We start from the raw sequence: 22,147 nt of genomic DNA on the forward strand, positions 1-22,147 counted from the left end.
TTACTTCTCCCTTAAGCAAGCAATCATGCTTGCATTGTTTTTTATAGTTGCGCTGCCAATTTTTTTATTCATTTTTTCTAAGGCACCGGCCCAAAATAAAGCAGTATTTACCACAACCGGCATAGGCGGCTGCGACACACAGCACGCAGCAATAGTTTCACTCCCTTCGCACATAATTTATTAAGGTCGAAATAATATTAACCAATTTATACATAGCAGGGTCAGTATACACCAAAAGCTACACTTTGTCAAAATATAACCCTAACAAAAAAAAACCGCAAATGCGGTTTTTTTTATTCCATTGCCATAATTTGTTCCGGCTTTTGAGCTGGTTTTTTCATAGCAGCATCTTGCTGGTCTCTCATCTCACACATTCTTTTCAAACTTGCCAAATCTTCAGGACTCCCACCACCCATTTCTTCTATAATTTTTGCTCTGTCCACCCAGGTTTCTGTTGGCATTTCAGAAATCTCTTGCAATTTATCCTCTGAAATCTGCTGAGGCGGCGGAGATTGTTTCTCCTGTTGAGAGATATCAGGCCCCATGTAATATTTTTTAACCGCTTCTTTCCCAAATTGTTCTTCTCGTTGGTTTGCTGTTTGATGCATCCGTGCCTTCATAGCCAAAAGATCTTCAGGTGAAAATCCTATTTCGGTTAATTTTTGCTCCAACTCCGCTTCTTCTATCCCAAATTGCTCAATTTCTTCCAAATTGTTTGCATATCTTTTTTTCATTACTATACTATCATATTTTCCAATATTTTCACTTACCGCTTTTCTATGCTCCTCATATTCTTCAGAATCTACATATTCTTCTGCTTTTTTTATTTCTGCTACGTTCTCAAAACTCCTTTCATTGTCAGGCAAGTCAACATGAAACTCTTGGCCATCATCCTGAAAATTTATTCCCCGTCCAGCCAAATCTCTTTCCGCTATTGCAATTTTCCCCTGAATCTCTTTAATCCCCTCATTCGGCACCATCTTGCCATCCTTCTCTACCCATGCAGGAGTACTGCTAAGCTCCTTCTTCATAGCCCTTAGTTCTGTTACAGAACTATCTTCAATCGGTTTTTCTTGCTCAATAATATCCTCAAATGATTGCTTATATCTATATGAAGAAGCATCTTCCACCAATTCCGCCTCTTTTACCGACGTCGCGATATCCTCAAAAGACCGGGTACTTTGATGCATATCTGATATTTCTTCTTTAATCTTATCTGCCGCCTTAATATCTTCAAAGGCCTGCTTATACCTATATGATGAGATATTCTCAACTCTTGTTTCTGCCTCAGCATTTTCTGCCACAGCAATATTTTCAAAAACTTGCTTAGGCTTTGCACAATCCTCTTCTACATTGAGTTTTCCAATATCCTCAATAATCTTATCCTGATTGTGAAAATTCTCAAAATAAGTTTGAACCTCCTGTTCGGCCTCATTAAGCTTTTGTTCAATGCTGTTTTCAAATTCTTTTTCCTCAGCAGGGGTGGGCTCGGGTTGAGGTGTGGCATGCTCCTGCGCTGCTTGTTTCACAAAATCTCCACAAATTATATTGTCTATGCAATTATCAACTATTTCAATCATGGCTTCATTTTCTTCTAGGGTCATTTGTGGCACTTCTTCTTTGTTGTTTATCATCTTAAGCAGCCACCCATAGAGCTTGCCGCCTTGAACTTTTATATAACCGGCCCCCCTTAAAGCAGCATCTTTACTTTTTTCTACTGCATCTGAACATATTGCAGCAACACCAATTCTGCCTGAAGTTTGTGCATCCAGCCGCTTTAGAATACGGTGCATGTCATTTGAATTCATAGCATCAAAATCTCCCTGATAATTATCCTCAAACTCTTCAGCCGCATCTTTTAAAAGAGAGTTCTCTTCAACTCTTTTCTCCCAATATCCCCATCTTTTCTCATCACGCTTCTCTTTTAGTGCCTCGGCAACCTCTTTTCCAAAACTTTTCGCTTTACTAAAGGATATCATCAAATCCTTCCATCTATATCCCAAAATACTCATATTAAATCCCTCACTCAAACGCTAATAGTATACCATACCGCCCCCCCCCCCCCATGTCAATACGTAAATACAAAAAAAGCACCCCCGAGAAGCGCTTTCTTATAAAACTTAATGCATACCTTAATAAAATCCAAAACTTCTTCAATGCTTTTGCATGAAAGCTTTATTGTGTTGTTTCCGATATACTTTGCGTTTGGATAATGTTAATATAGACCGATGAAAAATAATTTAAACTCTGCAGCAATTTATTGAATATTCAAAAACATGTATCTAAATTTAAAAAGTTAAAATCGTATTTTGTTTAAACTTCTTCATTTTAATTTTACAATTATCCTTTATGTGATATACTAATTTTAATGGATATTTTGCAAAGGCTTAATGAGGTTAAATCAAAATATATCGAAGTCAAAGTTTTTGCGCCTCTTAAAGAGAGTTTTGAAGAGGCGCTTTTTAGCAACCGCATAAAGTATATCTTTAAAGGGCTTGTAAAAGTTGGCGTGTTAAACGAGCTTCTGCCTGAGTTTCTGCCGAGTATAGGGCTCAGCCAAAAAAACGCGCATCATATCTTTACAGTTGATGAGCATATTTTGCAGGCCGTAAAAAAAGCTCAGAAGTGCAGTCAGGTTGACCAAAAAACCAAAACCCTGCTGCTGTGGACAATGCTGCTTCATGATATCGGAAAACCTGCAGCACTTAAATTGGCACAAAAAAAAGGGAAATATAATTTCCACAATCATGCCGAACTTGGTGCCAAAATGATTCCGCACATACTCAAACGTTTCAATTTTGAAAAGTCAGAAATCCGGCAAATTACAAAACTTGTATACTTTCATGAAATATTCATACACATGAAAACCTACAACGCCAGCAAGATATGGGGCACACGGCTAAGTGCCAAAAATATAGACCCCGTAATCAAGCGCGTAGGCACCGAAAACTTTAGGCTACTTCTCTTTGTAAATTATTTTGACCTAATGGCCCAAAGCAGTTACCTTCAGGAAAATAAGCTTTTGCTTAACAAATGTGCTGAGGACTTGTATAATTATTATATAAAAACTCACTAAAAACAATCCTTATGTAAAAAGACCAAACCGTGCGGATTGGTCTTCATCTATTATTTTTATAAAGGCAGATTTGAAACCGCACTGAGGTCATCGTCAGCAATGCCCTCTCCCGCCATCAGATTATAATATCCTAAAACTCCGACCATAGCGGCGTTGTCGGTGCAATAAACAAGCGGCGGCACACACAATGTTATGTTGTGTTTCTTACATTCTTCAAAAGCGCGCTGCCTGATATAACTGTTTGCAGCCACTCCCCCCGCCAAAACAAGCGTAGAGATATTGTTTTCAAGGCAGGCTCTGATGGTTTTAGAAATCAAACCTTCAACCGCCTCAGTCTGAAACGAGCAGCAGATATCCTCTACATTAAGCTCCTCGCTGCGCTGCTTTTTGGTGTTGATATAATTTATTACAGCCGTTTTAAGCCCGCTGAAGCTGCTGTCAAAACTGTTTTTAAGCGTTTCACTTTTGACAAATCTTATGCTGTTCTTTCCGTTTTTGGCAAGCTTATCTACCTTAGGTCCGCCGGGGTATTCAAGCCCCAAAACCCTTGCTACTTTGTCATATGCCTCGCCTATGGCGTCATCCACGGTGGAGCCTATCAACTTTTGTTCAGTATAGCTTGTAACACTGACAATGGCAGTATGTCCGCCGCTGACAATCAGCGCCATAAACGGCGGTTTTAGGTCAGGATTGATGATATAGTTTGCCGCCACATGTGCCTTGATATGATTTACTTTTATGAGAGGCACACCCAAGGCATAAGAGAGGGCCTTGGCGAAGCTCACACCCACCATAAGGGCGCCAATTAGGCCTGCACCGTATGTAACTGCCACAGCATCAATTTGCTGGAGCATAATTTTAGCGGCGTTTAGAGCCTCATTTACTACACCGGAAATAGCCTCAGTATGACTGCGCGAAGCCACCTCGGGCACCACTCCGCCAAAGCGTTTGTGTATGTCAATCTGCGACGAAATAATGTTGCTGAGCACCTCCCTGCCGTTTTTTACTACCGCAGCAGATGTTTCGTCACAGCTGGTTTCAATGGCCAAAACAAAGACATCCTCAATGCCTCTGTTTTTAATTATATCTTCAAGTTTCTTTTGAACTTTATATCTCACTTGGTTATTATAACATAAAGCCATTATAAGAGCAAAGCAAATCACTCATCATCATCTTCTTCTTCATCGGCGGACAAATAACATTTATATTTCTGTTTTATATCTTTCGCTTTGTTTGAATTTAAATATTCATTAATTTCTTCCAAATTATCCAAAAAATATTCCCTTGCACTATCCAAAATCTCTTCCGAATCCATCCCGCTGTCGTCTTCAAATTCTAATCCAAACAGTTTATTATATCTTCGCTCTATCTATTTTTCAGTATGTGTGTTATATGGTCTAAAATCAAAAATTATACAATTGTCAAAATATTCCTCTTCAAAGTCAGCAAATTCAATCTCTCCAATTTCTTCTTCCTCTGTATGCTCCGCAACATTATCTTTTGATTTATTTAATTCGGCTTTGGTATAATTAATCCCGCAGTGCTCACATTTATATTTCACTTTTTTATTCTCAATATTCTCAAAAACCACTTTATCGGGCATTTCTCTGCAACATAAAAGACCTCCGATTAGAAGTCTTTCATGTTGATTATATTAGCTTGGATAAGTTTCGCTTAGAAGAATATTCAACTGCATAGAATCCGCACCCGTTATGCTTAATACAGTAATTCTATAAACTCCATCGCCCATGGTGTAATAGTCGTTTCCGGAAACAGTACCATAATCAATGAATTCTGAAGTTCCGCCACTTGGAACCCAATATTCAATTTTAAGATTATACGATGTTGCAGCCCCTGTTTGTGTAAAATATGTGCAAGAAAAACTGTTATCAATAAAGATTACAACTTCAGTTCCTACGGCAACCTGAACAGAAACCATTTCTTCAAGTTCCAAGACAAAAAACTTCAGCATTCCTGTATTCTCGTTCTGCAATGCTTCATATGCCTGCTCCAAATCCTCGTTCGCCTGTTCAAGGGCTTCAATTCGGCTTTCAAGTTCAGATTGGTTTCCGTCACCAGACGGACCACACCCTACAAACAAAAACATACATGGTAAAATTATTGCTACTACAAAAGCTCCTATTAAAATTTTTTTCATTTTTTTTCTCCTTCCTAAATGAATTTAAATTATTCATTGCACCTATTATCCCCCCCCCCCCCCCGCATTTTTGTCAAGTATTAATTTAAAAGAATAATAAAAAAATGTCTTTAGGATTTCAACCTAAAGACATTTTACTTAATTCATAAAACCAACTTATTTTCAACTTTTCTTAAGATAGTCCATAATGAACTCATGAATATTGCCGTCCATCACTGACGCCACATTGGTATTTTCAAGACCCGTGCGGTGATCCTTGATTCTGCTCTCGTCAAACACATATGACCTTATCTGGCTGCCCCATTCAATCTTTTTTAGCTCACCCTGAATCTGGTCTTTACTTTTTTGAAGTTCCTCTTCCTTTTTTGCTATCAGCTTGCTTTTGAGCATCTTAAGTGCAGTTTCTTTATTCTGGAGCTGACTTCGCTCGTTTTGACAGGTAACTACAATACCCGTGGGGATATGTACAATTCTTATTGCAGTCTCAGTCTTATTTACGTTCTGTCCGCCGGCACCGCCCGCCCTGCATGTTTCAATCTGAAGCTCCTCAGGGTTTATTTCAATATCAACTGCCTCATCAATCTCGGGCATAACATCAAGGCTCGCAAAGCTCGTGTGCCTCTTGTTGTTGGCATCAAACGGAGAATGCCTCACCAGCCGGTGAACGCCCTTTTCGGCTTTGAGATAGCCGTAAGCCTTTTCACCCTGAACACTAAACACAACACTCTTAATTCCGGCCGTATCCCCCGCCTGATAGTCAAGCACCGTCACCTTATAGCCCTGCTTTTCAGAATACTTTACATACATACGATAAAGCATATCTGCCCAATCCTGAGCCTCAGTGCCGCCGGCGCCGGCATGTATGCTTAAAATTGCATCGTTGTTGTCATATTTACCGTTTAAGAGAGCATCTATTATGGCACTCTCTACAAACTCTTCAAGAAGGTCCGCCTTTTTGGTGATATCCATGCCTATCTCGTCGGTGGGCTCCAACTCAAACAAATCACACAAAAAATCAATGTCCGACAAATCAGCGTCCACCCGTTTGATTTTACCAAGCTCCCGCTCAAGTGATTTTATCTTTTTTCCGTTTGAGGCAGTCCTTGCCGCATCACTCCAAAGTGTAGGGTCTTCCTGTTCTTTTTTCGCTTCTTCCAGCTGTTTTTTTAGCCCTGCCGGGTCAAAGACACTCCTTCAGATAAGCTGCTCTCATCTTTACATTATTAAATTTTATAATTGCTTCATCAATTATCATTTTGTTTCTCCTTAATACAACATATTCCTACCACCAAATAAACCTGCCGCACTATATATCACCAAACGCCTTTTCAAGCAATCTCGGACGATTCTGCAGACTGCGAAGTGGTCGAAGCACCGTCTTTTTCCTTTCTTGCATCAGGAGTTTCTGAAATTGTAAGAATGTAAAAATTTTACACTTTTGCCACCTGCACGACGCTGTAAAATTTTTGAAACAAACAATTTCAGAAACTCCCGGTATCTTACTCCTTCCATGTGAGTATATGATTAAAAAGCGGGAATTGATTTTCGGTTATTATCTTGCCCACGCTTTCAACAATCATTTTATTTTCATACGGCGTGTCAAGCTTAGTTATGTCAAGAAGCGTGCCGCTGAAACCTTTTGGTTTAAACAGTGCTTGCATATTGTCAATTTCAGTTACGGCAAAATACAGCAACTTATACAAACAATAAGCATTTCGCGTTTTTGAAAACTTAAGCTCATAGACAATGTTGGGCATACGCTGAAGCTTAAGACTTTTAACATTTTCAAACACCTCAAAAAATCTTTTGTTGGCGTTGTTAAAGGCCTGCTTTTCACTGTTGGGAGCAACACCGCTAACCTCGTTGGTAAGCTCATCACACTCAGCAATAAGCTCACCATAAGTTTTTGCCTTAAAATTATGGTTTAATATAAAGGCATATTTATCATCATAAAAAGGTAGCCACTTGCCCCACTTAGAGTTATAATCATACATAACCGCTCCAACTATGTTGTCTTTGTTAACAAGACACAAAAAGTTGGCCGTAAACTTAACCACTGTGGGCAAAGTTCCCTTTTCTATAACTTTGTCAAAAACATCTTCTGTAATAAACATAAATTCTCCTAAAGTAAAAAATCTTAAGGGTCAATGTCAGTCTTTTCTCTCAAAAGCACTCCGTCAACCATCTTATACTTCCGCTTTTTGTTGATTTCCATTTTGTCTTTTATTTCTTTTTCCAAATCAAAACCAAGCATTTCAGAAAGTGCACATAAATATATTGCAATATCAGCCAGCTCCCCGCCCAAACCGGGTTTCTTTTTAGAGTAGGCATCATACGCTTCGCCAACCTCACCATAAAGACATAAAAACTCCAGATTTATGTCCGTATAATTAAACCCCTGTTTCTTCTTGTGTTCAATTATCTCTTTTTGAAACTTTCGTATATCCATTCCTCTTTTATTCTCCTCTTTCTCCAAGATGATGTATAAGTGCTGTCAAACTATTCTGACAGTCATTCACCCTCACATACATCGGTGTCAAGAGTATTAAATTTGTGAATGTAACAAAATTTGTGCGTTGAAGTTTAGCGGTTTAGCAAAATTTTGCAAGTGAACTAATTTAACATTCTTGACACCACCCCGTGTTGAAACCTCAGTGAGGCATCACTTATACATCATCACCCCTTATTCATGCAACAGTTCTTATACTTCCGTCCCGACCCGCACGGACAAGGTTCATTCCTGCCCACAACCTTAGACGACTTTGCCTGAGTAAATTTCTCGTTGGTGGTAGTTTCAACCTTCTTTTGAGTGGGCATAGCGGGAGGCGCCTGAACCTTTACGTTCAAGAGGAAGGTGCTGGTGTCCTCTCTGATTTTTTCAATCATGCGGTCAAACAGGTCAAAGCCCTCTTTTTTATACTCCACAATAGGGTCACGGCGCCCATAGGCCTGCAAACCGATTTCTTTTTTAAGAATATCCATAGTGTCGATGTGGTCCATCCAAAGCACATCAACAACTCTTAGGAGAAAATATCTTTCAAGCTTTGAAAAATCATAGCCGTAGCCGTTTGCTTCTTCAATAATACCCTCATAGCGCTTCAAAACAAGCTCCTGAACCTTTTCATAAACTTCGACTACGTCAAGGTCCTCTACAAAGTTCTCATCCACAATGTTGCTACCTTTAACAAACAGCCTGTCTTCAAGTGACCTGTTAAATTCCGGAAGGTCCCATTCAAAATAGGGCTTGTTTTCGTCAAGACTGCCATAAACCACTTTGTGAACAACCTCGGGGAACATTTCTAAAATTTCGTTATGCACATTATTGCCATCCAAAACCTTGTCACGCTCGGCATATATAAGTTCCCTCTGTCGGTTCATTACGTCGTCAAACTCAAGAACACTCTTTCTTATAGAATAGTTATATGCCTCAATCCTCTTTTGAGCTGCCTCAATCTGACGGCTAAGCATCTTTATCTGGAAAGGCACATCCTCGTCAATTCTAAAGAAGTTAGATATTGCCTTCATCCTGTCGCCGCCAAATCGGCGTATGAGCTCATCTTCCATCGAAACAAAGAATACCGAAGCCCCGGGGTCTCCCTGACGTCCGGCACGGCCCCTCAACTGGTTGTCAATACGCCTGCTCTCGTGCCGTTCGGTTCCGATAATATACAGACCTCCAAGTTCCACAACCTTCTGTTTTTCTTCATCGGTAGTTGCCTTAAACTTCTGATACAGCTTGTTATATTCTTCCTTAAGTGCTCTCATTTCTTCACTCAATGTGGTTGTATAGGCGCTTATTATATCTATCTCAGCGTCGGTATGCCCTTTGTCTCTCAAAGCAGCCTTAGCCAAATGCTCGGGATTTCCTCCAAGCAGAATGTCCGTTCCACGACCCGCCATGTTGGTGGCAATTGTGACAGCACCAAGCCTTCCGGCCTGAGCTACAATCTCCGCTTCGCTCTCGTGATTTTTGGCGTTAAGCACGGTGTGACGCACCTTTTCTTTTTTGAGCATATCACTCAAAATTTCACTTCGCTCAACACTTACAGTGCCCACCAGAATAGGTCTGCCCGATTCATTCCACTTTATGATTTCTCTCACCACCGCCCGCATCTTTCCGTTTTCGGTGGTATAAATTACGTCAGGAGCGTCTTTTCTTATCATGGGCTTGTTTGTTGGAATTGTCACAACGTCCAACCGATAAATTCCGTTAAACTCGCTCTCCTCGGTTTTGGCAGTACCCGTCATACCGCTAAGCTTTTTATACAGCCTGAAGTAATTTTGAAATGTTATTGTTGCAAGTGTTTTGTTTTCATCTTTTATCTTAACATTTTCTTTGGCTTCAATGGCCTGATGGAGTCCCTCGCTATAACGCCTTCCGGGCATAAGACGGCCGGTAAACTCATCAACGATAATAATCTCACCGTCTTTAACGATATAGTTGTTGTCACGCTTCATAATAAAGTTGGCATAAAGCGCGTTGTTAATATGGTGGTTAAGCTCAAGATTGTTTATGTCACTGAGGTTTTCAATCTTAAAAAATCTTTCAGCTTTTTCAATGCCCTGCTCACTAAGTCTTACTTTCTTTTCTTTTTCGTCAATCTCAAAATCGTCATCATTCTTTAGTCCTCTGACAAACCGCTGAGCGGTATAATATGTTTCGCTCGACTTCATGCCTCTGCCGCTTATAATAAGTGGGGTTCTGGCCTCGTCTATCAAAATACTGTCTACCTCGTCGACGATGGCAAACGCCTGACCGCGTTGCACCTTTTGTGATTTTTCCTGCACCATATTATCTCTAAGATAGTCAAACCCCAGCTCGTTGTTGGTTGAATACAAAATATCACAGTCATAAGCTGCCCGCTTCTGTTCGTCGTTCATGCTGTTAAGGTTTACACCAACCGTCAGCCCCAAAAATTTATATACCTTGCCCATCCACTCGGCCTGAGTTTTGGCGAGGTATTCATTTACAGTAACCACATGCACTCCAAGGCCGCTCAGTGCGTTGAGATATGTGGCAAGCGTAGCCACCAGCGTTTTACCTTCACCTGTGCGCATTTCAGCGATACGCCCCTGATGAAGTGCAATACCACCCAAAATCTGCACATGGAAGTGCCGCATATTAAGAACCCTGGCGCTGGCCTCACGCATCGCCGCAAAAGCACAAGGCAGAATATCATTAAGTGTTTCACCCGCAGCAAGCCTGTCCTTTAGCACCTTAGTAGTTTTCATAAGCTCCATATCGCTCTTGCCTTTATATTCTTCTTCAAGAGCCTCAACCTTGTCCGCAATTTTTTCAAGTTTCTTAACCTGTTTTTTGTTTGAATCAAACAGTCCCATTATTTCTCTCCTATTTATATCTTGTATAAGAATACTACAAATTCACTTTTTTAGCAACAAAGCATGGGCACTTTTTGAAAAACACATATGCAGTTGCCATTTAACGCCAAAAAAATAAGGTGTAATAATACACCTGATTTTTGCCGAATTTAACCTTTTTTAGTCACAAGCAGAGAGCGGTTTTGCAAAAAACCCTACGGGTTTTTCAGCACGAAGCCTTTGGCTTCGTGCACTGCCGCGCGCTGGCGCGCGGCAGGCAAAACCGCACACACCTGCACCACCTTTCATTTCAACTGATTTTTCATTTCAAGGATTTGTTTTTTTACCTCATCCAGCATACGCTTTTCCTGTACCTGCTTCTGCAAATCCTTAAGCTCAGCCATAAGCGCCTCGCCCTCACTACTCTGCGGCAAGCTCAAAGGCTGACTTTGCGTTATCTGCGCTTCTTCTGACGCACCGCTATCTGCTTTTACATTGCCATCCATCATTCGCGAACCCACAAACACAAGCGGCAATTAAAAGCCCAACAAAATTGGTATAGTACACAACATGTGTCTCAGCGTTAAACAATACGGCATCCTCTTCAATACCATGCAGCAAACCATCCAAATATTGCACAAAAGCAGTTCCGCCAATCACCTGCAGCACAATAAACACCGTGCTCAATATGCCGATTATACCAAATAAAGTATACACAAATTCTCTCTTTATTTTCGGCAAGCACAGCAAAATAAGATTGGCAAGTATCAAGGCTGCCCCCACAAAAGCCACAATTATCCATGCAACGCTGGGTATGTATTGCGCTATTTCTAACCTTTCGGCATTGCTGTAAAAATCCTGAAATGTCAACCAAAGCTTGACCTCAGTCACCGAAAAATAAATAACCGCACCCAGAATCAAAATCATGCTCATACCTAAAAAGAATTCAACCATTACTTTCTTTTTCATTTTTTCTCCTTTCAATCCAAAAAGAAACTGCATTTTTTTAATAATCTTTCTAAATCTTCAATATTATAACACATCGCCCCCCCCCCCACGTCAACCGATAAATGCAAAAAAACGATGTCAACCGACACCGTTTAAAAAATAATTTTTATTGCACAACAACAAGACCCTAGTTCACAAAGACTAGAGCCTTTAGTATATCGCAAGGCCGATGGACTAACAAAGACATGGGTCATTCTAAAACAAGTCTATTCAGCATCTCCTCCGCCTGCTTCAATTTTTGCGGATTGATTTTTCTTAGCTCCACCCGTTTAATTGCGGGCGAAATTGCATCAAGATTTGAAGAATACTTTTTGGCAGCAGCCCAAGTTTTGGGCTCTATCTCAAATTCCAAATTTAGAGCCAACCTTATCATTCTCAAAATTCTGACGCCATCAAACTCCAGACTGTTTTCAATCATTCTGATTGTTTTGTTTTTAATGTCACGAGCGCCATTATACGGGTCAATAGTTTTGCCGTTTGATAAATCATAATAAATTGCGTTACAGCTAAAATCGCGCCGCCGTGCGTCCGTCAAAACATTGCTTACAAAACTCACCTTCTTCGGATTATGTTTCCCACCAACATACTCCTCAATCCTAAAGGTACTGTATTCATAAGTCACGCCCTCAAAAACAATCTGAGCGGTATTAAGTGCTTTGTTTTTGACAACCACACAACTCTGCCCCAAAACGGAAATGAGCTCATCAACCGTATGCGGCCCTGCCAAATCAATATCAGCAGATTTTAGACCCAACAGGCTTTCACGCACAAACCCGCCCACAACAAAAAGCGGACAAAGCCTCTTTGAAAGCTTATACAAATTATCACTTATCCTAATCACAAAACAAGTATACCAAAAAACACCCCTTACACCAAACAGATTACAGGCGTTTTTAATGCTTTGTCAAACACTTTAAGTTTTTTGTTTAGACAAAAAATATTCGCCGGCGGTGGCATCACCGCCCGACTAAACAGTCGGCATATCAAAACCGCCTAGTCGCACACAAAAACCTCAGTAAATACTGAGGTTTCAACGCAGTCCCATCGGTCGGCAAAAAACAATGTTAAGCTTATTATTTAAAAGCATATTAATGCTTACTTAAAAAGCTCTGAATGACTTAATATATTTAGGCACAAGCGCAGCCGAAAGGATGCCCCATATAGCCGCAAAAATCATTTTATGTGATACCAAATTTTCACCCCACCCATAACAACCCTTTCAGAGCATACTCGGGTGAGCAGTTTAATGCTTCTAAATCCAAAACCTACAACCAAATTAAGCGGAGGATGTTTTTTTCTTATTACCTTCAGCATGGCCTTCGCCACAATGTCAGGCTTCATCCCGTTCTGCTCATCATGCTCGATGTGTTTGAGTGCCACTTCCTCACGACTGCTATAAATTCCTTTGGTGTCACATTTAGATTTCTCACGATTTTTAGTAAAGTCTGTCTTTACATCACCGCACTGAAGGTTAGTGATTTTGATGTTGAAGGGCTTAACTTCTACGCTGAGCGCCTTTGCCCAACTTTCAAGTGCCGCCTTTGACGCCGAATAAAAACTCTGAAACGGCAGAGGTATAAATCCCCCGATTGAGCTTGTGTTGATAATCCTGCCGCCGCCCTGAGAGCGCATATACGGCAACACAAAATTTGTCAGCGTCACTGCCCCCAAAAAGTTAACATTCATTATACGCTCAATCTGAGCACTGTCGCTAAACTCACTCGCTCCAAAAATTCCCATGCCCGCGTTATTGACCAAAATGTCAACCTGCCCCTCTTTTTTAATGAGCCAATCAACCGTTTTCACAATTTGCTCACGCACACCCATGTCGCACACAATAGAAGTTACACCTTCTATGTCAAAAGCATTTCTCGCAAGCCCATACACCTTATATCCGCTCTTTGCAAACAATCTCGCCGCAGCAGCACCTATACCGGTGCCGGCCCCTGTTATTAAAACTACTTCCATATATTCCTACCTTCGGGGTCTGTCAATTTTGCCGCGCTCTTTTTCGCTTAGCGGCGCCACAATTCCGCCTGCCCTATACCATCTTATGACAAGCATCGCCGCAATTATTATTACAACAAGCACAATCACACCAACAAGCAGCCATGTCAGAGCCGCTGCATTATACAATGTTACATTAAACACTGTTTCATCCGAAGTCAAGCCGTCAAACACCGCCACAAAACTTACCTGATATGTGCCGGTAGTCACAAGGGTTACCTCGTTGCCAACCTTATAATCATCAGCGCTCCTCTGTTTTGCCCAAACGGTAGCACCCGAGCTGCTGGAGGATATTATCTTAATACCGTTTCCGTATCTGCCGGATACACCCATAGGACTGTCATTGAGGTCCATCACAATAAAGCTGGGTTTTGCGGGTCTGATATCCAACTCTCTTAAAACAAACGGTTCCGTTACAATCTCAATACCGTTTTCATACAGCTTAAGCATAAGCTTGCCCGGAACAAATGTCAGCATGCCGCTTGTGTCGCTCTCAGTCACCACATAGTTGGGGTCGGCACTGTCAAAAAAGCTACTTCCGGTTTGATAAAATAACTTTGCAGTAAGTACATCAGCACCTTGCTGAACAAGTCTGAGCACGTTCCCGGCTTCCACCTCATTAGTGGGCTTATAGCCCTGCACCCAAAGCACCGCATTATGTCCTCCAAAATCACTTGGAACAGCAGTCATCATGTTGTTGCAAATAAGCGACAGGTCAGCAGTCACATAAGACGTGTTTGGCAATATTATACCGCTTGCAGATTCTATGTTGTTATAATCCAGATTTACATAAGCTTTGTTTACAGCGTAATATACGCCGTCAGACTTTTCCATCAAAGACAGGTCAACTTCTTTAAGTCTGTTTTCGCTCAGGTCAAGATAATAAATCTTGTTGCTTGCAAATATTTCAACTTCTTCAATTCTGTTGGCTTTCAGTGTAAGCTTATTAAGGTTGGCAGCACTACTAAGCTGACTGTCCATAACGGTTTTAAGATTATTATTGTCAATCTTCAGCTCTTTTAAAGCTCCCAAAAATAAATAATTCAATCCGTCAAGCGATGATATTTTTTTGTTGGGATGGGCGTTTATTTGGTAGCTTCCTATTAAATTAGAGGGATCTTCGTTGTTAAGATTGATCGAAATTTTATCATTAAAATAATCTGCCCTAAATGAGCTGACCGTAGCGGTCTCTCCCCCAAGTATACGCTCGGCATTAACTATCGAAAGCAGTGCACTAAAAAGGTTGCTGTCATTAAAGTATGTACTGTCTATTATAGTCTCGGGTGTAATAATAATTTCATCCCTCTCAGCAGCATATGCAACCGTTGCTGTTCCCACTCCGCACACAAACACCAGCACAACAAGCACCAGACTTATTGCTTTTAATGCCTTCATAACAACCTCCTTTAAAAACAGCCAAACAAACCAAATACATAATTAGTTTATCATTTTAAGCACTTTTTAGCAACAAAATTGACCAATTTTTGTCTCCTGAAAAATTAAATGCAAGTATCAAAACCCGCAGCTCACCAAAAAGCCCTTATGGTCTTACTAAAGACCACAAGAGCTTAGTTTAAGTTATTTAAAACATAATTCCTTAGCTATAAAACTATACAACATTCCTGCGCCGGGAAATCTCTTTAGATTGTGATATTTGAAAAGCACTAAAGAAAGTCATAAAAAATTATTTTAACCTTGAGAATTTCCATCATTAAGATCGTCTTTATCAGATTTCTTTCTTCTAAGTCCGAATAAACTTGAGACAATCATAATCACTACAAAAGTTATTATGACAAATCCAAAAATTTTTAAAATTAAAATCCCATAAGTATAGCCGAAAACTAAGCATAAAATCCCGGGAACTAAATTGATTATGCCTATAATGATATTTACTAACGCACTGCCTTTATTTCCGCCGTTGCCAAAAACAAAAAAAAGCCACCTATTGGAATAAACATAAAATTAGTATCTGCATAAAAATCTAAATTATTAATTCTATCTAATAAGGTATTATAATTTTTGCATTACCAATTAATTCCATATCACCATAAAACAGCACACTATCATCATCTAGCATTATTATATTTTTGTTATATTTTTTCGCTAAACTTTTTATTTTTTTTATATAATCTTCATCCCACTTTGAATGAACATCTATCAAAAAATCTAATTTGAAGTTATCAAATCCCTCTAGCTCCTCAAATTTCTTAATAAAACTATTCTGCTTAGTTATAAAATAATTATCAAAAAATATTAGTGCACCCGCACTCTCTCCTATAATTAATCCTTTAAAATTTTTAATTGCTTTTCTGTATGAATTTAACTTCTGTTTTAGCATATGGGGATTTCCGCCCATTAAAATTATTAACCCCGACTCATTTATACATTTCATAATATCACTAAAGCTATCTTTGTAACAATTGACGTGTTTAATATCATAAATACCAAGACTGTTAAGTTGTATTTCATATTTATATTTACGCGGATTTATCCAATTTTCATCGAGTTCACTAGCAGTCATTTCAACAGGAAATGCCCAACTAAATACAATTGTCTTTTTATTTTTTAATACTTTAAGTCTATCCCAGCGCGAAAAAACACTACGCAACAAAAAGTGCCTTTTCGATTTTAGTTCAAACCACGAAACCGAAAACGCGCACGGGTAACGCGCAACATAAAGTAACAAAAACTGACGCAGGCGCGGAAAAAGGATATTTATACGCTAAAAGCGGTATTTTTGGCAAAGAAAAACGGCAAAACGCTTGTATCCGTTCTGCCGTCCGTCTATGGCGGAGAGTTAGGGATTCGAACCCCAGAAGGCTTTCACCTTAACGGTTTTCAAGACCGCCGCTTTCGACCGCTCAGCCAACTCTCCATAAACACAACTTTTTCTGTGTGTTGTTAGTTTATCACAACTTAGAAGCAATATCAACAAAAATCTTTAGAGTTCTTATTATCAGTAAGAATTTTTAACATCAATAACAAACAGCTTTAAGCATTTCACGGCATTTGTTTTCCAAACTCAAACATTTCCTTATGTAATTAAAAATTATTACCGCTTCCCTTTCAAAAAAAATACAACTGACATTAATCTCCCCAAGTTCTTTAAGGGGGTTAAAAAACTCCGGAAGATCTTTCAATTGCCGTGTTAGAATATCATAAAAAAACATTTTTTGCAAGCAAATTTCAATGGCTTTAAAAATTATTTGCACATTTCGTCGGGTGTGTTATAATAACTTAAATAACGGGAGGATTTGTTATGCATACTGATATTTCGCTTCATGCCGAGGACGGCAGCTTTAAACTTAGAGTCTGCCCCGTGCTTTATATAAAAGACCGCTTTTTGGTGACTTCAAGAGAATTGACATTTTTCGCCTTCCCCGGCGGTCATACTGAGCTTGGAGAAACCACCGAAGAAAAGTAATAATATAAACACTTAAATTGTCATTCAGCCTAAAAATCTAAGGGGATATCCTCATAGGGGCCTTGCTTCCCACATAGCTCTGTGCGGTATCCTCCGCCCTGTTGATTGCATTAAGCACGCTAAAAATTGATGAATGATAGGTATTGTTACTGATTCCTACTCCAAAGAATACTCTATCGTCCGTCCTGCGTTTTATCTCGCTATATGACACCGCACCCGAGTCAGAGCCCTCACCGATTGCGTGCTGGCTATATGACAAGAATTCATACTTGCCGCTGCCAAAAACACTTTCAATTGCATTAAAAAACGCATCTACCGGCCCATTTCCGCTGCCAAAAAGCTGAATATCTTTATTTTTCTCACAATTTCTTAAAACAACTTCGATATCCAGCCGGCCTTCATCATTCTCAGTTATATAAGGCTTGCCTTCAATGGTATATCGGCAGGCACGGTTAATGTAGTTTTGGTCAAACAGATTAAAAATTTCAAGGTCGGATATTTCTCTTCCTGTTCTCTCACACTCCTTTTGAACAATTGCACCAAACTCCTGATGCATCTTTTTAGGAAAGTCAAAGCCAAACTGATTATTCATTACAAACGCCGCACCGCCCTTGCCAGACTGCGAGTTGATGCGGATTATCGGTTCATACTGTCTGCCGATATCCGCAGGGTCAATGGGTATATACGGCACCTCCCAAAGCGGTGAATCGCTCTTTTGCATATGCCTGCACCCCTTATTTATTGCATCCTGATGCGAGCCCGAAAAAGCGGTAAACACAAGTTCTCCGGCATAAGGCTGACGCTCAGGTACGCGCATCTTGGTCAGTCTTTCATAAGTACTTTTAATTTTGTTAAGCCCGCCAAAATCAAGCTCAGGGTCAATACCCTGTGTAAACATATTAAGACCCATAGTTACAATGTCAAGATTGCCCGTACGCTCGCCGTTTCCAAAAAGCGTGCCCTCCACACGCTGAGCACCAGCAAGAAGCCCAAGCTCCGCTGCAGCAACCCCCGTGCCTCGGTCATTGTGCGGATGCAGGCTTATAACTGCAGCCTCTCTATCGGGCAGATGCTTCACAAAATATTCAATCAAATCAGCAAATACATTAGGCGCAGACATCTCAACGGTGCTTGGCAGGTTAAGTATAACAGGGTTTTCTTTGGTAGCCCCCAACGCATTCATAACTGCAGAACAAATCTCCACGGAGACATTAGGCTCGGTACCCGTGAAGCTTTCGGGCGAATATTCATATGTAATGTTTGTGCCAATACACTCATCCGTCAGCGATTTTATAAGCTTAGCAGCATCAGTGGCAATTTTTGTGATGCCGTCACAGTCTTTTTCAAAAACCACCTTTCGCTGAAGCGTCGAAGTAGAATTGTAAAAATGCAGAATAACATTTTTAGCACCCTTGACTGCGTCAAATGTCTTTTTTATAAGATGCTCCCTCGCCTGCACAAGTACCTGAATAGTCACATCATCAGGAATAAGGTCTTCCTCAATAAGCCGGCGGCAAAACTCATACTCCACCTCACTGCTTGACGGAAATCCTATTTCTATCTGCTTAAAACCCATATCACAAAGCAGCTTAAAAAACTCCAACTTTTCTTCAATGTTCATTGGGTTAATAAGCGCTTGATTACCATCGCGCAAATCAACACTGCACCAAATGGGCGCCCTTTCAACAATTTTATTCGGCCAATTCCTTTTTGCTAAAGGTATTTTTTGATACGGCACATATTTTTCATATCCTTTCATAATTTTCTCCTTATTTTTATTTATCATCTTTAAATTTTTTATCTTTTCCTTTTAAGTTCGACATAAACTAAACTCAGAATACCGAGGAGCACCCTATAATCAGCACACTACCTTAAGTTGTGTTAATAATTACCTGCCCTACCCATGATATATAAACATTCCAGCCTAGTTATCCATCTTTCTCCGTAGGCTTCAACGAAATTGGCATCAACAAAAAAACAACACGGGGTGGCTCCCCGTGTTATAAATTCAAACCTAATTTTCACACGAAAAACAAATACACCCTCATGTACATAACTTCAAAGATAGTAGTTCTGTTTTTCTCATTATAATCATATTTTTCTCCCCAGCCTCCGCTATGTCTGTTTTTTTGTTGTTATGTATTATATGCTCAAATTCCCCAAAAGTCAAGTGCTAAAGACGGGTTTTCTAGAATACCGGCTAAATTCTTCATAAAAATCAAAACCTATTTTTCATCCATTGTTTTTTTATTTTCTTTCTGATAATATCTCAACCAAGTGTAGAATGTAAATTCAATGCGGCAAGTTCTGCCAGCGTCATAGTTTGGTTATAATTTTGCAGCCGTTCTACCTCACTCACAGGATTTACATTCTACACTTAGTTAAATTATAACTTAATGCCCGGCGCAGTCAGTCTATGTTCGGATATAATTTACATTCTACACTTAGTTAAATTATAACTGCTATCCATGCAAGCCCTCTGATTTCTTTCTTAACATTTACATTCTACACTTAGTTAAATTATAACGGCGCTAAACTGTTCGACCCCGACCTTGTCGCGAAAATTTACATTCTACACTTAGTTAAATTATAACTTTAGACAAGTTAGTAACCTTCTACTTTGAGAACCTATTTACATTCTACACTTAGTTAAATTATAACGGTATCCCGGTATAGTGTCACCGGGTTGCGTAACATATTTACATTCTACACTTAGTTAAATTATAACGCACACAAGAACACTAATAAGTTATTACTTACTCAATTTACATTCTACACTTAGTTAAATTATAACAATTCACGGCATATATAAAAGCCTTTGCCCCTTGTCATTTACATTCTACACTTAGTTAAATTATAACCAACCAACTCTGCCAACCTATCAATATCCATTGTTTATTTACATTCTACACTTAGTTAAATTATAACAAGCGCACAAGTTATACCATTGATGGGTTTCGTGTATTTACATTCTACACTTAGTTAAATTATAACAAATTTAGAAATGACAAAAAAAAACCGCCCATTTAAATTTACATTCTACACTTAGTTAAATTATAACACGGTCAGAAGAGCGACCACTCACGGCCGCCATACATTTACATTCTACACTTAGTTAAATTATAACTTAAATACAGTTGCATTGAAATTCACCGTCCAGTCATTTACATTCTACACTTAGTTAAATTATAACTGCAACCTGACTGGATAACAGTTACAAAGGAGAGTTATTTACATTCTACACTTAGTTAAATTATAACCAGTAGCATTTGACCAATGTAAGACCTCATGCGTATTTACATTCTACACTTAGTTAAATTATAACGACAAGGTCTTCCTTGTCCAATTCGTTCTGCACCTATTTACATTCTACACTTAGTTAAATTATAACGGGGTTTTGAAAAGCAAATAGCGGTTGATTACATAAATTTACATTCTACACTTAGTTAAATTATAACAATGCTATGATACGCATTTTGCCACCCTCCAAAGCTATTTACATTCTACACTTAGTTAAATTATAACGCACACAAGAACACTAATAAGTTATTACTTACTCAATTTACATTCTACACTTAGTTAAATTATAACTGCTTTTTCTCAAGTATATCTCTCATTGCATTTCTAATTTACATTCTACACTTAGTTAAATTATAACATCTGCAATATTGATTTACTCATAATTGACGATATATTTACATTCTACACTTAGTTAAATTATAACATGTCAGTTAATTCCGCTAACCCGAGCACTTTATTATTTACATTCTACACTTAGTTAAATTATAACTATTGCACTTCCGTGTAACTTCGAGTTCCGTTGATCATTTACATTCTACACTTAGTTAAATTATAACTCATTTTGCCCGCGTCGTTGAATATGTAGATCATAAATTTACATTCTACACTTAGTTAAATTATAACCGCTAACCTTGACTATCAGAAGCAGCAGCAGCAGATATTTACATTCTACACTTAGTTAAATTATAACCAGCTATACCACGGAGGACACCTTCGATACTAATAGATTTACATTCTACACTTAGTTAAATTATAACATTGATACCTATCATAGGCAAAAAACTTTATTACCAATTTACATTCTACACTTAGTTAAATTATAACGGGACTAAATTAAACAAGGAGGGCAATTGGGAAACAATTTACATTCTACACTTAGTTAAATTATAACTTATGCAAATAACGTGAAATCAACTGGCATGGACATATTTACATTCTACACTTAGTTAAATTATAACAAAGACGGAGGCTATGAATGCGAAGCCTATTGTTTATTTACATTCTACACTTAGTTAAATTATAACATATATTCAATTTGAGGGTGCTTTTTAAATATTGCAATTTACATTCTACACTTAGTTAAATTATAACGAAAGCATTTTATTTTAACCTTTGTGTCCCTCACTAATTTACATTCTACACTTAGTTAAATTATAACTTATGCAAATAACGTGAAATCAACTGGCATGGACATATTTACATTCTACACTTAGTTAAATTATAACCGTATAGTTAAACCTTGCGTATAGCTTACCCTCCAAATTTACATTCTACACTTAGTTAAATTATAACCATATCAACTTTATACGGCAACAGATTGCTGACCAAAATTTACATTCTACACTTAGTTAAATTATAACCTATGTACAAATCAGTAAAAGAAACATTGAAAGAGCATTTACATTCTACACTTAGTTAAATTATAACGATTTGCAAAAAAATGTTATTGTAATAAATTCGAGATTTACATTCTACACTTAGTTAAATTATAACTATAGTTTGGACGTGGGCTAGTAATCAAAATATTAATTTACATTCTACACTTAGTTAAATTATAACAGGCTCTACACAACTACCCTCAATACGTCGTAGCAAATTTACATTCTACACTTAGTTAAATTATAACTTCTCATGATTCATTACCTCCTACAACTGGATTATATTTACATTCTACACTTAGTTAAATTATAACTTGCCCGAGTGTTCTATTTTCCAAGCACCAATTATATTTACATTCTACACTTAGTTAAATTATAACGATATTCTGCGGCAACGTCTTGCAGAATATCAGTCATTTACATTCTACACTTAGTTAAATTATAACTCTACAACATATCGAAGTCCTAGCGTGGTT

The 22,147-nt window shown here is 38.7% G+C and carries 19 protein-coding genes, 1 tRNA gene and 1 CRISPR repeat array; of the genes, 2 read left to right on the forward strand and 18 right to left on the reverse strand.

Features of this window, described 5'->3' with window-relative positions; translation table 11 throughout:
• Both LBN07_00660 and LBN07_00665 read right to left on the reverse strand, forming a co-directional pair.
• Window positions 1–174, reverse strand: a complete 174-nt coding sequence (locus LBN07_00660) for a hypothetical protein (protein ID MDR0849979.1) — start codon at window positions 172–174, stop codon at window positions 1–3.
• Between the two features lie 119 nt (window positions 175–293).
• Window positions 294–2,012 (reverse strand): hypothetical protein, encoded by a 1,719-nt coding sequence (locus LBN07_00665; GenBank protein MDR0849980.1) that lies wholly within the window; start codon window positions 2,010–2,012, stop codon window positions 294–296.
• A gap of 356 nt (window positions 2,013–2,368) precedes the next feature.
• Between LBN07_00665 and LBN07_00670 the strand changes: the two genes are divergently transcribed.
• Window positions 2,369–3,076, forward strand: a complete 708-nt coding sequence (locus LBN07_00670) for an HD domain-containing protein (protein MDR0849981.1) — start codon at window positions 2,369–2,371, stop codon at window positions 3,074–3,076.
• Window positions 3,077–3,132: 56 nt separating this feature from the next.
• Here the strand turns inward: LBN07_00670 and tsaD are convergent, their stop codons facing one another.
• The 15 genes from tsaD to LBN07_00745 form a co-directional block, all read right to left on the reverse strand.
• Window positions 3,133–4,194: a tRNA (adenosine(37)-N6)-threonylcarbamoyltransferase complex transferase subunit TsaD gene (gene tsaD / locus LBN07_00675; GenBank protein MDR0849982.1), complete on the reverse strand. Its 1,062-nt coding sequence runs from the start codon at window positions 4,192–4,194 to the stop codon at window positions 3,133–3,135.
• A 41-nt stretch (window positions 4,195–4,235) separates the two neighbouring features.
• Window positions 4,236–4,391 (reverse strand): hypothetical protein, encoded by a 156-nt coding sequence (locus LBN07_00680; GenBank protein ID MDR0849983.1) that lies wholly within the window; start codon window positions 4,389–4,391, stop codon window positions 4,236–4,238.
• Between the two features lie 54 nt (window positions 4,392–4,445).
• Entirely contained in the window at window positions 4,446–4,637 is a 192-nt protein-coding gene (locus tag LBN07_00685) for a hypothetical protein (protein MDR0849984.1), read from the reverse strand.
• Window positions 4,638–4,730: 93 nt separating this feature from the next.
• The gene (locus tag LBN07_00690; protein ID MDR0849985.1) at window positions 4,731–5,234 is read right to left on the reverse strand and encodes a bZIP transcription factor; all 504 of its coding nucleotides are present in this window, start codon (window positions 5,232–5,234) and stop codon (window positions 4,731–4,733) included.
• 162 nt (window positions 5,235–5,396) lie between these two features.
• Window positions 5,397–6,392, reverse strand: a complete 996-nt coding sequence (gene prfB / locus LBN07_00695; protein MDR0849986.1) for a peptide chain release factor 2 — start codon at window positions 6,390–6,392, stop codon at window positions 5,397–5,399.
• Between the two features lie 341 nt (window positions 6,393–6,733).
• On the reverse strand, window positions 6,734–7,348 hold the full coding sequence (locus LBN07_00700) for a hypothetical protein (GenBank protein MDR0849987.1): 615 nt from the start codon (window positions 7,346–7,348) through the stop codon (window positions 6,734–6,736).
• Between the two features lie 23 nt (window positions 7,349–7,371).
• Window positions 7,372–7,683: a hypothetical protein gene (locus LBN07_00705; protein MDR0849988.1), complete on the reverse strand. Its 312-nt coding sequence runs from the start codon at window positions 7,681–7,683 to the stop codon at window positions 7,372–7,374.
• A gap of 227 nt (window positions 7,684–7,910) precedes the next feature.
• Entirely contained in the window at window positions 7,911–10,577 is a 2,667-nt protein-coding gene (gene secA / locus LBN07_00710; GenBank protein ID MDR0849989.1) for a preprotein translocase subunit SecA, read from the reverse strand.
• 281 nt (window positions 10,578–10,858) lie between these two features.
• A complete protein-coding gene (locus tag LBN07_00715; GenBank protein MDR0849990.1) occupies window positions 10,859–11,062 on the reverse strand; it encodes a hypothetical protein in 204 nt (67 codons plus the stop codon).
• Window positions 11,034–11,522 carry a hypothetical protein gene (locus LBN07_00720; GenBank protein MDR0849991.1) on the reverse strand — a complete coding sequence of 163 codons (489 nt, stop codon included), beginning with the start codon at window positions 11,520–11,522 and terminating at the stop codon, window positions 11,034–11,036. The genes LBN07_00715 and LBN07_00720 overlap by 29 nt, the downstream gene beginning before the upstream one ends.
• 229 nt (window positions 11,523–11,751) lie before the next feature.
• Window positions 11,752–12,402 carry a hypothetical protein gene (locus LBN07_00725; protein ID MDR0849992.1) on the reverse strand — a complete coding sequence of 217 codons (651 nt, stop codon included), beginning with the start codon at window positions 12,400–12,402 and terminating at the stop codon, window positions 11,752–11,754.
• 332 nt (window positions 12,403–12,734) lie between these two features.
• A complete protein-coding gene (locus LBN07_00730) occupies window positions 12,735–13,529 on the reverse strand; it encodes an SDR family NAD(P)-dependent oxidoreductase (protein ID MDR0849993.1) in 795 nt (264 codons plus the stop codon).
• Window positions 13,530–13,535: 6 nt separating this feature from the next.
• The gene (locus LBN07_00735; protein MDR0849994.1) at window positions 13,536–14,963 is read right to left on the reverse strand and encodes a hypothetical protein; all 1,428 of its coding nucleotides are present in this window, start codon (window positions 14,961–14,963) and stop codon (window positions 13,536–13,538) included.
• 604 nt (window positions 14,964–15,567) lie between these two features.
• Complete coding sequence (locus tag LBN07_00740; GenBank protein ID MDR0849995.1) at window positions 15,568–16,179, reverse strand: Type 1 glutamine amidotransferase-like domain-containing protein; 612 nt, start codon at window positions 16,177–16,179, stop codon at window positions 15,568–15,570.
• Window positions 16,180–16,355: 176 nt separating this feature from the next.
• A tRNA-Ser gene (locus tag LBN07_00745) sits at window positions 16,356–16,443 on the reverse strand.
• Window positions 16,444–16,827: 384 nt separating this feature from the next.
• Between LBN07_00745 and LBN07_00750 the strand changes: the two genes are divergently transcribed.
• Window positions 16,828–16,992: a hypothetical protein gene (locus LBN07_00750; protein MDR0849996.1), complete on the forward strand. Its 165-nt coding sequence runs from the start codon at window positions 16,828–16,830 to the stop codon at window positions 16,990–16,992.
• 37 nt (window positions 16,993–17,029) lie between these two features.
• On the opposite strand, the gene LBN07_00755 is transcribed toward LBN07_00750, so the two are convergent.
• Complete coding sequence (locus LBN07_00755) at window positions 17,030–18,751, reverse strand: 2-isopropylmalate synthase (protein ID MDR0849997.1); 1,722 nt, start codon at window positions 18,749–18,751, stop codon at window positions 17,030–17,032.
• Window positions 18,752–19,354: 603 nt separating this feature from the next.
• A CRISPR array of direct repeats spans window positions 19,355–22,117; the repeat unit is 31 nt; unit sequence ATTTACATTCTACACTTAGTTAAATTATAAC.
• Window positions 22,118–22,147: the final 30 nt, after the last annotated feature.

The sequence above is a fragment of the Christensenellaceae bacterium genome, from assembly GCA_031260975.1.
Classification (GTDB): domain Bacteria; phylum Bacillota; class Clostridia; order Christensenellales; family UBA1242; genus JAISKJ01.

Excerpts from the sequence above, each read along its gene's own strand:
- LBN07_00660 (MDR0849979.1), bottom strand. The coding sequence starts at position 174 with ATGTGCGAAGGGAGTGAAACTATTGCTGCGTGCTGTGTGTCGCAGCCG.
- LBN07_00665 (MDR0849980.1), bottom strand. The coding sequence starts at position 2,012 with ATGAGTATTTTGGGATATAGATGGAAGGATTTGATGATATCCTTTAGT.
- LBN07_00670 (MDR0849981.1), top strand. The coding sequence starts at position 2,369 with ATGGATATTTTGCAAAGGCTTAATGAGGTTAAATCAAAATATATCGAA.
- LBN07_00680 (MDR0849983.1), bottom strand. The coding sequence starts at position 4,391 with ATGGATTCGGAAGAGATTTTGGATAGTGCAAGGGAATATTTTTTGGAT.
- LBN07_00690 (MDR0849985.1), bottom strand. The coding sequence starts at position 5,234 with ATGAAAAAAATTTTAATAGGAGCTTTTGTAGTAGCAATAATTTTACCA.
- LBN07_00700 (MDR0849987.1), bottom strand. The coding sequence starts at position 7,348 with ATGTTTATTACAGAAGATGTTTTTGACAAAGTTATAGAAAAGGGAACT.
- LBN07_00705 (MDR0849988.1), bottom strand. The coding sequence starts at position 7,683 with ATGGATATACGAAAGTTTCAAAAAGAGATAATTGAACACAAGAAGAAA.
- LBN07_00715 (MDR0849990.1), bottom strand. The coding sequence starts at position 11,062 with ATGATGGATGGCAATGTAAAAGCAGATAGCGGTGCGTCAGAAGAAGCG.
- LBN07_00720 (MDR0849991.1), bottom strand. The coding sequence starts at position 11,522 with ATGAAAAAGAAAGTAATGGTTGAATTCTTTTTAGGTATGAGCATGATT.
- LBN07_00730 (MDR0849993.1), bottom strand. The coding sequence starts at position 13,529 with ATGGAAGTAGTTTTAATAACAGGGGCCGGCACCGGTATAGGTGCTGCT.
- LBN07_00735 (MDR0849994.1), bottom strand. The coding sequence starts at position 14,963 with ATGAAGGCATTAAAAGCAATAAGTCTGGTGCTTGTTGTGCTGGTGTTT.
- LBN07_00750 (MDR0849996.1), top strand. The coding sequence starts at position 16,828 with ATGCATACTGATATTTCGCTTCATGCCGAGGACGGCAGCTTTAAACTT.
- LBN07_00755 (MDR0849997.1), bottom strand. The coding sequence starts at position 18,751 with ATGAAAGGATATGAAAAATATGTGCCGTATCAAAAAATACCTTTAGCA.